Origin of the sequence: Actinosynnema sp. NPDC091369 (assembly GCF_044757065.1) — a bacterium.
Lineage (GTDB): Bacteria > Actinomycetota > Actinomycetes > Mycobacteriales > Pseudonocardiaceae > Actinosynnema.
Map to the genome: position 1 here is coordinate 207743 of NZ_JBIVUG010000001.1, position 12318 is coordinate 220060.

7 protein-coding genes are annotated in these 12318 nt (G+C 74.1%); 3 read left to right on the forward strand and 4 right to left on the reverse strand.

Features of this window, described 5'->3' with window-relative positions; translation table 11 throughout:
• Positions 1–96: 96 nt before the first annotated feature.
• The 3 genes from ACIQMJ_RS01025 to ACIQMJ_RS01035 all read left to right on the forward strand — a co-directional run bounded on the left by ACIQMJ_RS01025 (position 97) and on the right by ACIQMJ_RS01035 (position 5262).
• Entirely contained in the window at positions 97–1239 is a 1143-nt protein-coding gene (locus ACIQMJ_RS01025) for an exonuclease SbcCD subunit D (protein WP_499758980.1), read from the forward strand.
• Complete coding sequence (locus ACIQMJ_RS01030) at positions 1236–4115, forward strand: AAA family ATPase (protein WP_499758981.1); 2880 nt, start codon at positions 1236–1238, stop codon at positions 4113–4115. The genes ACIQMJ_RS01025 and ACIQMJ_RS01030 overlap by 4 nt, the downstream gene beginning before the upstream one ends.
• Positions 4116–4335: 220 nt before the next feature.
• Positions 4336–5262, forward strand: coding sequence for a PLL family lectin (locus ACIQMJ_RS01035; RefSeq protein ID WP_499758982.1), 927 nt, complete (start codon positions 4336–4338; stop codon positions 5260–5262).
• Positions 5263–5383: 121 nt separating this feature from the next.
• Here ACIQMJ_RS01035 and ACIQMJ_RS01040 read toward each other — a convergent pair whose 3' ends face one another.
• From ACIQMJ_RS01040 to ACIQMJ_RS01055, 4 genes are all read right to left on the reverse strand, one after another.
• The gene (locus ACIQMJ_RS01040) at positions 5384–8233 is read right to left on the reverse strand and encodes an AfsR/SARP family transcriptional regulator (protein WP_499758983.1); all 2850 of its coding nucleotides are present in this window, start codon (positions 8231–8233) and stop codon (positions 5384–5386) included.
• A 283-nt stretch (positions 8234–8516) separates the two neighbouring features.
• A complete protein-coding gene (locus ACIQMJ_RS01045) occupies positions 8517–9320 on the reverse strand; it encodes a MerR family transcriptional regulator (protein ID WP_499758984.1) in 804 nt (267 codons plus the stop codon).
• Positions 9313–9843: a VOC family protein gene (locus ACIQMJ_RS01050; RefSeq protein WP_499758985.1), complete on the reverse strand. Its 531-nt coding sequence runs from the start codon at positions 9841–9843 to the stop codon at positions 9313–9315. Before ACIQMJ_RS01050 ends, ACIQMJ_RS01045 begins: the two co-directional genes overlap by 8 nt.
• Before the next feature lie 34 nt (positions 9844–9877).
• Entirely contained in the window at positions 9878–11785 is a 1908-nt protein-coding gene (locus ACIQMJ_RS01055; RefSeq protein WP_499758986.1) for an ABC transporter ATP-binding protein, read from the reverse strand.
• Between the last annotated feature and the right edge of the window lie 533 nt (positions 11786–12318).

The window sequence follows — 12318 nt, forward strand, 5'->3', positions numbered from 1 at the left end:
CCCTGATCATCGCGCACACGTGTCCGACCACACGTTCGAGCGACACGCCGAGCCGCTTGAACGATCGGAGCGCGTGCCGGCCCTAGCGTGGCCGTCGTGTTGATCCTGCACACGTCCGACTGGCACGTGGGACGCACCTTCCACGGCCGTGACCTGCTGCAAGAGCAGGAAGCCGTGCTCGGCGGCCTCGCCGACACCGTGGCGGACGAGCGGGTGGACGTGGTCGTGGTCGCCGGTGACCTGTTCGACCGGGCCGTGCCGAACGCGGAAGCGGTCGCCGTGTGCTCGCGGGTGCTCAAGCGGATCCGGGCGGCCGGCGCGCAGATCGTGATCACGCCCGGCAACCACGACTCGGCGGCCCGGCTGGGCTTCCTGGGCGCGTTCGCCGAGGCCGGCGGCCTGCACCTGCGCACGCGCGTGGCCGAGCTGCACGAGCCGGTGCTGTTCGCCGACGCGCACGGCCCGGTGGCCGTGTACGGGATCCCGTTCCTGGAGCCGGAGACGGCGCGGCACGCGCTGGGCGTGGAGGCGAAGGGCCACGGCGGCGTGCTGACCGAGGCGATGCACCGGATCAGGCTGGACCTGGCGGCGCGCGCGGGCACGCGGTCGGTCGTGCTGGCGCACGCGTTCGTGACCGGCGGCGAGCCGTGCGAGTCGGAGCGCACCATCGCGGTGGGCGGGGTGCAGGACGTGTCGGGCTCGGTGTTCGCCGGGGTCGACTACGTGGCGCTGGGCCACCTGCACGGCCGGCAGACGCTGGCCGAGCACCTGCGGTACTCGGGCAGCCCGGTGGCGTACTCGTTCTCCGAGGCGCGGCACCACAAGTCGGTGTGGCTGGTCGAGCTGGACGCGGGCGGGCTGGCCGGGGTGGAACAGCGGTCGCTGCCGGTGCCCCGCGCGCTGTCGACGGTGAGCGGCGCGCTGGAGGACCTGCTGCTGGACCCGGACCACGAGCCGGTCGAGGACCACTTCCTGTCCGTGACGCTGACCGACCGGGTGCGCCCGCTGGACGCGTTGCGGCGGCTCCAGCAGCGGTTCCCGCACGCGGTGCACGTGGAGTGGCGGCCGGAGGGCGGGCGGACCGGCGAGCTGCGGTTCGCCGAACGGGTCCGCGGCCGCAGCGACGAGGAGATCGCCTGCTGCTTCGTCGAGGACGTGCGCGGCGACCAGCCGAACCCGCGTGAGCTGGACCTGCTGCGCGAGGCGTTCGCGGCCGCCGCCCGGGAAGGGGAGTCGTGAAGCTGCACCGGTTGGCGGTCAGCGGGTTCGGCCCGTACGCGGCGCGCGAGGAGGTCGACTTCGACCTGCTCGGCGCGGACGGCCTGTTCCTCCTGCACGGCGACACCGGCGCGGGCAAGACGACCCTGCTGGACGCGGTGGCGTTCGCGCTGTTCGGCAAGGTGCCCGGCGCGCGCGGTGACGTGAAGCGGCTGCGCTGCGACTACGCCGACCGCGACACCCCGACGTACGTGGAGCTGGAGCTGACCGTGCGCGGCAGGCGGTTCCGGATCAAGCGCAGCCCCGAGTACGAGCGGCCGAAGAAGCGCGGCGACGGCGCGACCCGGCAGCAGGCGCAGGTGTCGCTGACGTGGGTCAGCGGGTGGACCGGCGAGGGGCACAGCCGCATCGACGACGTGGCCCGCGAGGTCGAGGGCCTGCTGGGCATGACCGCCGAGCAGTTCTTCCAGGTGGTGCTGCTGCCGCAGGGCGAGTTCGCGCGGTTCCTGCGCGCGGAGACCGCCGAGCGGGAGAAGCTGCTGGAGAAGCTGTTCGGCACCGAGCGGTTCCTGGACGTGGAGAAGTGGTTCCGGGAGCGCCGGGCCGAGCGCCGGCGCGAGCTCGCGCAGCTCGGCCAGGCGCACCGGGACCTGGTGCAGCGGGTCGCCGAGGTCGCGCTGGAGGATCCGCCCGAGGGCGGCGGCGACCAGGAGTGGCTGAGCTCCCTGCTCAAGCGGCTGGACGAGGCCGAGCGCGAGGCCGACCAGGTCGCGGCGGAGGCGTCGGACCGGCGGGCCGCGGCGGAGGCGGCGTGGCAGGAGGCGCGGGCGCGGCACGAGCGGGTGCGCCGGGTGCGGGAGGCGCGCCGCAACCTCGACCGGTACGCGGAGGTGGAACCGAGCCTGCGGGCGTGGGTCGTCGAACGTGACGCGGCCCGGCAGGCGGCGGTGGTCGTGCCCGCGCAGGAGCGGGCGGTGAAGCTGGAACGCGAGCTGGACGCCGCCGTCGCGCACGAGCGGGCGGCGGCCACCGCCGTGGCCGCGCTCGGCTACGAGGGCACGGACCTGCGCGGCGACGGCGAGCGGCTGCGCGAGGAGGCCGGGGGCCTGACCAGCCTGGCCGCCGACGCCGAGCGGCAGCGCGCCGACCAGCGGCGGATCGCCCAGCTCGACCGCGACGTGGCCACCACGTCCCAGCGGCTGGCCGCGCTGGTCGCGCAGCTGGACGAGGTGCCGTCGAAGCTGGCCGCCGCGCGGGCCGCGGTGGAGGAGTCGGCCGAGGCCGCCGCCCGGCTGCCGCAGGTGTCGGGCCTGGCCGCCGCGGCGGCCGAGCTGCCGCGCGTGGAGCGGGCGTTCCGGGAGGCGGACGAGGCGCGGCGGGACGCGGTGGACGCGCAGCAGAAGGCGCGTGAGGCGTTGCTGCGCATCCGCCGGGAACGGCTCGACGGCATGGCGGTCGAGCTGGCCGGGCGGCTGCGGCCGGGCCACGAGTGCCCGGTGTGCGGTTCGGCCGAGCACCCGTCGCCCGCGCAGCCGATGCTGAACGCCGTGACGGCCGTGGACGAGGACCGCGCCGCCGAGGAGGACCAGGTCGCGCTGGACCGGCGGCAGCGGGCCGAGCAGGAGTCGCACCGGCTGGAGGAGCGGTTGGCGCTGCTGCGCGAGCAGCTGGGCGACCGGCCGCCCGCCGAGCTGGAGCGCGAGCACCGGTCCGTGGCCGCCCAGGCCGAGCAGTGGGAGATCCGGCAGAACGAGCTGGCCGAGCTGGAGGAGAAGGTGCAGCGCGCGCTCGACCAGCGTGGCGCGCTCGAACGTGAACTGGCCGAGGCGGGCGCGCAGCGGGCGCAGTTGGCCGAGGCGGTCGAGGAGCGGGGCGCGCGGCTGGAGGAGGCGCGCGGCGACTTCCCGGACGTGGTGACGCGCCGGGCGCACCTGAGCGACCTGGCCGACGCGCTGACCGCGCTGGCGACCCGCCGGGCGGCCGTCGCCGAGCACGAGGAGCGCCTGGCCGACCACCGGTTGGAGGTCGCCCGGCTGGCCGCCGCGCAGGGGTTCGCCGACGTGGCCGACGCCTTGGCCGCGGCCCGCCCGGCTGCCGCCGTGGCCGAGCTGGAGACCCGCATCCGCGAGGTGGAGAAGACCCGGACCGCGGCCGAGAGCACGCTGGCCGAGCTGCCCGACACCGACCCGGACGCCGAGGTGGACGTGGCGGGCGCGGAGGAGCGGTTCCGGGTGGCGAGCGAGCACGCGACGGCGGCGGCGACCGCGTTGACCAACGCCCGCACGCGGGCCGCCCGCGCCGCCGACCTGGCCGAGCGGCTGCGGGCCGCGTGGCTGCGGCTGGAGCCGGTGGAGGCCGAGTTCGCCGAGCTGGACGCGTTGACCGACGTGATCAACGGCCAGGGGCAGAACGCCAAGAGCATGACCCTGCGCACGTACGTGCTGGCCGCGCGGCTGGAGGAGGTCGCGGTCGCGGCGAGCGCCCGGCTGGAGCGGATGAGCCAGGGCCGCTACCGGTTCGTGCACTCGGTCGAGGCCGGTCCGCGCGGCACCCGCGGCGGGCTCGGCCTGGACGTCATGGACGACTACTCGGGGCAGCAGCGGCCCGCGAAGACGCTGTCCGGCGGCGAGTCGTTCCTGGCGTCGCTGGCGCTGGCGCTGGGCCTGGCCGACGTGGTGGCGGCGGGCGCGGTGCTGGACACGCTGTTCATCGACGAGGGTTTCGGCACGCTCGACGCCGAGACGCTGGAGCTGGTTATGACCACGCTCGACGAGCTGCGCGCGGGCGGCCGGGTGGTCGGCCTGGTCTCGCACGTGGAGGAGCTGCGGCAGCGCATCCCCACCCGGTTGCGCGTCCGCAAGGCCCGGGGTGGTTCCTCGCTGGAGCTGACGGCCTAGCAGCCGTGCCGCGACCCGCCACGACCGTGGGTCGCCCAGCAGCATTGCCGACCGCCGGGAATTGACTTTCGGTGACCACTCGGCCGGGTGAAGCACAATTTCTGCGGAGATCCCGGACCGGGGTGGCCCAACAGTTTTTCAGCCATTGGGTACCCTTGATCGGGTGCTAGATTCCCCCTGTCCGCGTTTTTCAAACAACGGACCTGGAGGGGAATCTCCGATGGAAGTCACATTCACCAGATTGTTGATCGCCGCGGTGTTGGCGTTGTTTTCCACGGGCACGTCCGCGGCCGTCGCCGAACCGGCGCAGGACCAGGCGCGGGAACAGGCGCAGGACAGGCAGTGGTCGGGCTGGTCCGACCTCGGCGGTGTGGTCACCGCGGGCCCGGCCGTGTCGTCGTGGTCGGAGAACCGACTCGACGTGTTCGCGCGCGGCACCGACTCGGCCGTGTGGCACCGGTGGTGGAACGGCGCCGGCTGGTCGGGGTGGGAGAGCCTCGGCGGCACCGTCATCGACAACCCGGCGGCGGTCTCGTGGGGGGACAACCGCATCGACCTGTTCGGCCGCGGCACGGACAACCACCTGTGGCACAAGTGGTGGAACGGCTCCTCGTGGTCCGGCTGGGAAGACCTCGGCGGCGTCATCACCGCTGGTCCGGCCGTGTCCTCGTGGTCGGCCGGACGGCTGGACGTGTTCGCCAAGGGCACCGACAACGCGCTGTGGCACAAGTGGTGGAACGGCTCGTCCTGGTCGGGCTGGGAGAACCTCGGCGGCCGGTTCGTCGACAACCCGGCGGCCGTGTCGTGGGGCCAGAACCGCATCGACGTCTTCGTCGAGGGCATGAACAACCACCTGTGGCACAAGTGGTGGAACGGGTCCTCGTGGTCGGGTTGGGAAGACCTCGGCGGCGTCATCACCGCGGGCCCGGCGGTCTCCTCGTGGTCGGCCGGACGGCTCGACGTGTTCGCCAAGGGCACCGACAACGCCCTGTGGCACAAGTGGTGGAACGGCGCCGGCTGGTCCGGGTGGGAAAACCTCGGCGGCGTGTTCCTGCACAACCCGGCGGCCGTGTCGTGGGGGCCCAACCGGATCGACGTGTTCGTCGAGGGCACCGACAACCACGTCTACCACAAAGCGTGGTACTGATATCCGGTAATCACCGCCGGTACATCACGCTCCCTTTCCCGCGCGCCGGGGAAGGGAGCCGGCGTCCGCTTTTCGCGCGTGTTCACCCCGTGGCGCGCGTCCGCCACGACCGCGTGTCGTCCTACCACCCGCCGGGGGCACGGCGGGTCGCCGGCAGCCGGTGCCGGCGCGCGTCGTCCGGCCGGCCCCACGCCTCGTAGGCGCGGGCCAGGCCGTCGTGGGCACGCGCCTCCTCGTGCCGGTCGCCCGTGCGGCGGGTCAGCGCCAACGCCTCCTGGTGGTGGTCGACGGCCCGGTCCGGGTCGCCGGCGGCGGTCGCCAGCTCCCCCAGCGTGTCGAGCACCTCCGCCTCCAGGTCGCGGTTGCCGGTCGCCCGCGCGCCCGCGAGGGCTTCGGCGAGGTGCTTCTCCGCCACCTCGACACGCCCCAGCCGCAGGTGCACCAGGCCCAGGTTCGCCTGGAGATGGTTGACCAGCGCGTGGTCGTTGTCCACGTCCGGCACGGCCGCCATGGCCAGCTCCATGTGCCGCAGCGCCTCCTCGTACCGGCCCGACGCCTCGTGCACCAGCGCCAGGCTGCACAGCACGGCCGCCTCGCCGCGGCGGTTCCCGATGGTCCGGGCGATGGCCAGCGACTCCTGGAAGGTGCGCTCGGCGTCCTCGTGCCGCCCGAGGCGGCGCAGGACCACGCCCAGGTTCTTCAGCGCCCGGCCGGTGAAGCTCACGTCACCGGTCTCCCGCCCGACCTCGACCGCCAGCTCGTGGTGGCGCAACGCCTCCTCGTACCGCCCCAACCGCTCGCACGCGACGCCGAACCCGGTGAGCGCGGTCCCCTGGGCGACGCGGTCGGACCGCCGGCGGCCCGCCGCGAGGGCGTGGGTGTGCAGCGCCAGCGACTCGTCGTGGTGGCCCCGGACGTGGAAGTAGCGCCACAGCGCGTCGGCCAGCTCCTCGGCCTGCGCGGCGTCACCGTGCCCGGCCGCGTGCTCGGCGACCGCGAGCAGGTTCGCCCGCTCACGCTCCAGCCACGCCAGCGCCTCGTCCCGGCTGCCCAGCCCGGCCGCGGGGAGCGCCGCCCCCCGCTCGGCGTGGTCGACCGGGTCGAACAGCACCACGGCCGCCGCCGCCGTGCGCACGTAGTGCACGGCGAGGGCGTGCACCGCCGCGTGCCGGTCGGGGTCGGCCTCGGCGGCGAGGCCGCGGGCGTAGGTGCGCAGCAGGTCGTGCATCTGGAACCGGCCGTCGGCCGTGCGCTCCACCAGGTGCGCCTGGACCAGCGCGTCGACGTGCCGGCGGACCGCGGCGTCGGACGAGCCGGTCAGCGCGGCGATCGCGTCCAGGCCGAGCTCGTGGCACGGGTGCGCGCCCAGCAGCCGGAACACCCGCGCCACCGCCGGGTCCAGGTGCCGGTAGGACCACGAGAACGCCGACCGCAGCGCCGCGTGGGGGTCGGCGTCGTCGTCGAGCCGGTCCAGCCGGTCCTGCTCCCGCACCAGCTCGCGGCGCAGCTCCGCCAACGACGCCGCGGGCCGGCCGGTGGCCAGTTCCGCGGCCAGCCGCAGCGCCAGCGGCAACCGCGCGCACAGCTCGGCCAGGGCGTCCACCGCGCCCGGTTCGGCCGCCGCCCGGTCGCCGATCAACGCGCGCAGCAGCTCGTGCGCCTCGGCGGCGGGCAGCAGGTCGAGCCCGAACCGGGTCGCGCCGTCCTTCGCGATCAGCCCGCGCATCGAGTCGCGGCTGGTCACCAGCACCAGGCAGCCGGGCGAACCGGGCAGCAGGGGCCGGACCTGCGCGGCCGTGCGGGCGTTGTCCAGCACCACCAGCACCCGCCTGCCCGCCAGCAGCGACCGGAACGCGGCCGACCGCTCGTCCAGGTCCTGCGGGATGTCGCGCGAGTCGACGCCCAGCGCGCGCAGGAAGCCCGACAACGCGTCACCCGGGCCGACCGGCAGGTCGGGGTCGTAGCCGCGGAGGTTGACGTAGAGCTGCCCGTCGGGGAACCGGTCCCGCACGCGGTGCGCCCAGTGCACCGCCAGAGCGGTCTTGCCCACGCCGCCGGTGCCGGTGATGACGGCGATCGGCGGCGGCTGCCGGTCGTCGGCGCGGGACAGGAGCCGGTCGAGCCGCCGCAGGTGCTCGGCCCGGCCGGTGAACCCGACGACGGCGGCCGGCACCTGCGCGGGGCTCACCCACGCCGCCGGACCCGCCTCGCGGTCGACCTCCAGGGCCACGTCCTGGTTGAGGATGTCCAGGTGCAGCCGCCGCAGCTCCTCACCCGGCCGCACGCCCAGCTCCCGGTCCAGCAGCACCCGGCCCTCGTCGTAGACGTCCAGCGCCTCGGCCTGCCGTCCCGCCCGGTACAGCGCGGTCATCAGCGCGCCGCGCAGCCGTTCCCGGAACGGGTGCCGCGCGACCAGCTCCTTGAGCGCGACCGCCGCCTCTTCGTGCGCCCCCAGCGCCGACAACGCCGCCGCGTGCCCCTCCAACGCGGTCAACCGCCGCTCGACCAGCCTGGCCCGCACGGTGTCCGCGTCGGACCCGACCAGCTCCTCGAACGGGTCGCCGCGCCACAGCCGGACCGCCTCGGCGAACGCCGCCGCGGCCTGCCGGTGCAACCCCGCGCCCGCGTGCCGCCGACCGGTCCGGACCAGGGTCTCGAACCGGTGCGCGTCCAGCTCGTCGGCCGCCACCCGGACCCGGTAGCCGCCCCGGCCGCCGTCGATCCGCTCGCCGGCCGACGGGTCCTGCGCGAGCAGCCGGCGCAGCTTCCACACGTAGGTCTTGGTGTTCTTCTCCGCCGACGGCGGCGCGCCTCCCGGCCACAGCGCCTCGACCAGCCGCTCGACGCTCACCCACTCGCCCGCGTGCAGCAGCAGCGTGGCCAGCAGCACGCGTGGTTTCCGGGCTTCGACGGGGATCCGCGCTCCGTCGGACCGCACGACGTCGACCGCGCCCAGGACCCGGAACAGCACTCGGCACACTCCCCAGTGCCGCGGCCGTCCCCACGGCGGCCGGGGCGGCACCGAAGGTAGCGCAGTCACCGCACCACCGGGACCCCCTGCTTTGGACCGCCGGTGTACCGGCGGTGTACCGGCGTGCCCCAGGCTGGTCGCACGGGTCACCGGCTGTGACCTCGATTGGGGGTGGGTCACAGCCGTGACCCCAGCGTGCGCCCGCGCGTGATGCCAGACCCCACGGCCGGGCTCCGGGAGCCGGGCGGCACCCTCCACCCGGAGCCCGGTCGTGGTCCGCGCCCTACTCCCAGGTCGCGGTGTCGGGGTCGATGCCGCGGGCGCGGGCGCTCGCGTCGATGACCTGCCGGAACCACGCGGCCAGGCCGGGGCGGATGCCGTCGTAGTGGGCGGCGAAGCCCGGCTCGGTCTCGAACCGGCGCCCGAGGCAGACCTGCATCCGCCGGGTCAGCGGGAAGTACGCGGCGAACACCTCGCGGTGCCGTTCGACCAGGTGGTCGGCCTCCGGGCTGCCGGGCGCGACGCCCGCGCCCATCGCGTCGCCGAGGTCGCGCTCGAAGGCGGCGACGGCGTCGGTGACGGCCCGCCACTCCTCCGGGCCGCGTGCGGCCGAGCGTTCGGCGTACTGCGACCACTGCTCGGTGTCGCCGTAGCGCTGCCGGGCCTGGGCGGTCCAGTCCGGGTCCCAGTCCGGACCGAAGATCGCGGCCTGCTGCTCGATGGTGAGCAGCAGGCCGCGCTCGTGGGCCTCGATCATCCGGTCCAGCCCGGCGGTGAGCTGCCGGAGTCGGTCGATCCGCTCGGCCACCTGGGCGCGCTGTGCCCGCAACGCGCCCGACACGTCCGCCGTCGAGTCGTCCAGGACGACCTGGATGCGGTCCAGGCCCAGCCCGATCTCGCGGTAGACGACGATGCGGTGCAGCCGTTCCAGGTCGCCCGCGGTGTAGAGCCGGTACCCGGCCGCCGTGCGCAGCGACGGCCGGGCCAGGCCGATCTCGTCCCAGTGGTGCAGCGCGCGGACCGTCACGCCGAGCCGGGCCGAGACCTGGCCGACGGTCAGGCCGTCGGCGTCCGCGGTGTCACCCATGCCCCGCATTGTCGTCGGCGGCCGGCGGCGTGATGCCGACGGCGGCCAGGTTGCGCGCCTCCTCGCTGTCGGGGTCGAAGGGCTTCCCCGCGGTGAACACGACCCGCGCGTTCTCCGGGGTGATCACCTCGACGTCACGGGTGTTCCAGGGCGTGTCCCGCGGGCCGTCGACCGAGTCCGGGCGCAGCGCGCGGCACGCCTCGACCACGGCGTCCACCTGGTCGAGCACGCACGAGAAGCTGACGCTCATCGACGGCGCCTGCGCCGGAACGCTCTCCGACGCCACGAGGAGCACGTCCTGGAACGCCCACCGGCGCAGGTGCACGAGCGTGCCGGGGATGCCGAACAGCTCGAAGAACCCGAGCCCGCGGACCCAGAAGTCCACCGACGCCGCCAGGTCGTCGGTCGGGATGCTCACGAACGCGGGCATCCCGTAGATGCCGCGGTACAGCTCCGGCGCCACCGCGTCCGGGCCGGGCTCGGGCACGGGGCTGATCTCGAAGGCGTTGTAGTAGTCACTCACGGGACCCACCTTCGAGCCTCACGCAACGTGAGGGTCAAGCCGGTTTCACCAGTCCCGCGTCGGAGGCCAGCAACCCGCCCCGGTACGCGGCGGCCTGGAGCTCGAACAGCTCGAAGTAGTGGCCCCGCAACGCCATCAGCTCCTCGTGCGTGCCCTGCTCCACGATCCGGCCCTGGTCGAGCACCACGATCCGGTCGGCGTTGCGGATGTTCGCCAGCCGGTGCGTCACCAGGATCGTGGTGCGGCGCGCGGTCGCCTCGCGCAGTCCCTCGAAGACCCGCGCCTCGGCCTTGGCGTCCAGCGCGGCCGTCGGCTCGTCGGCCACCAGCACCGCCGCGTCCCGGTACATGCCGCGCGCGATGCCCATCCGCTGCCACTGCCCGCCCGACAGGTCCTGGCCGTCGTTGAACTGCCGCGACAGCACGGTGTCCGGGCCCGCGGGCAGGGTGGCCAGCACCTCGTCCGCGCCGGACTTCGCCACCGCCTCCCGCCACGCCTCGTCGTCCTCGCGCTCCAGCCGGCCGACCGTCACGTTGTGCCGCGCGGTCATCGGCCACTGCGCCGGGTCCTGCGCGATCACCGCGATCGACGAGTGCACCGAGTGCGGGTCGGCTTCGGCCAGGTCGACGTCGTCCCACCGGACCGTGCCCGAGGACGCCGGGTACAGGCCGGTCAGCACCTTGCCCAGGGTGGTCTTGCCCGACCCGTTCTCCCCCACCAGCGCGACGACCTCGCCCTTGGCCACGGTCAGGTCCACGTTGCGCAGGGCGGGCTTGGCCGCGCCGGGGTAGGTGAACGTGACGTCGTCCAGCGTGATCCGCTCCGGGTCGGCGGGCGCCTGGACCGGTGAGCTGCCCTGGGCCCGTTCCGCGCCCTCGACCAGCAGCTTGCGGTAGAAGTCGATGTAGAACGAGTCCTCGTACAGCGAGTTGACCGCGCGGGTCGTGGACGCCAGGGACGAGAAGCCGGTGCGCATGGCCAGCACCGCCGTGCCCGCCAGCGCCAGCTCCATGCCGCCGGTGTGCAGCAGGACGCCGAGCACGACGTAGGCGATGGCCGTGCCGACGCCGGCCAGCGCGCGCCCGGCCAGCCGGACCACGTTCGTGCGGTGGGCCATCCGGATCTCGTCGGCCATGAGGCTCTCGGCGATGCGCCGGTGCTCGGCGAGCAGGCGTTCCTGCAACGTCAGGGCGTGCCGCTCCAGGGCGAAGTCGCGGTCGGTGGCGACCTCCTCCACCACGCCCTTGCGGGTGTTGCGGGTCACCGAGTCGAGGAAGTGCTCGTAGCGCAGCTTCGACGCCCGCGCCGACGCCCAGGCGTTGGCGAACGCGGCCAGCAGCAGGGCGGGCGCGAGCCACGGGTTGAGGAACCCGACCGTCACCACGGCCGCGACCAGCGAGATCGCGCCGGACACCAGGTCGGCCAGGTAGCGCAGGCTGCTCTCCAGCGAGCGGACGCCGCGCCGGCCGCCCTGGCGGGCCAGCTCGCGGAAGTCGGCGTCCTCGAACGCGAGGAGCTGGGCGCGCACGAGCACCGCCGTCACCTCGTCGTTGGCCTCCCGCGTGACGCGGGGCCGCAACGAGCTCTCGACCGCCGCCACCGCCGTGTCGAGCAGGGCTCGGACCACGAACGACCCCACCACCACCGCCAACGCGGGCAACGCCTCGACCACTCGTTGCGGCGTGGGGCCTTCGCGGAGGAGGGCGGAGAACACGTCGGCCGTGGCGAGCAGCCCGAACGCGGTGACGCAGCCGGACAGCACGTGCACCACGCCGGCCATCAGCGTGAGCCGGGGCGAGGTGCGCCAGGCCAGCCGGACCACCATCGACACGGCCGACGGCAGGCTCTTGATCGCCTTGCCCAGGCTGACGGACGTCTCGCCCCGACGGCGGGCCCACTTGGGGGTGGCGACGTTCTCCACCCCGATCAGCACGGTGCTCATCGTCCCAGCAAACGCCAACTCCCCTCCGCCGCCAACCGAGTTCACCGTCGGCGCAGCTCACCGCTTCGGAGGCCCGGAAATGTCAGACCCGGTGGGTAGGGTTGGAAACAGGGTTCCCCTGAGCGGGGACCCCTGCGTGAGCATGAAGTGAAAGTTTTAGAGAGAGAGAGAAAGAAAGATTGCCAGCGTCCTCGCCGGACGGGCAGATCAGCAGGATGACCCCCAACTGCCGTTGAATGTTCCTGTTGGGTTGTGGGTCCGGGTTTCGTGTCGTCCCACCGACCTCCCGAAGGGCTACCACACGCGTCAAGGGGAGCGACATCAGTGGACGCCGTAGCCCGCAGTGGACTACGCCCCCCTTGACACCAATGCCGTTTAGTTAGGCGGTGTTGGTGTCAAGGGGGCGAAGTCCACTGATGACGACCCACTGCTTCTGATGTCGCCCCCTTGACGCGTGTGGTAGCCCGGAGGGAGGTCGGTGGGATGACACGGAACCCGACCCACGACGAAACAGGAGATCCCGGAGGTAGTCG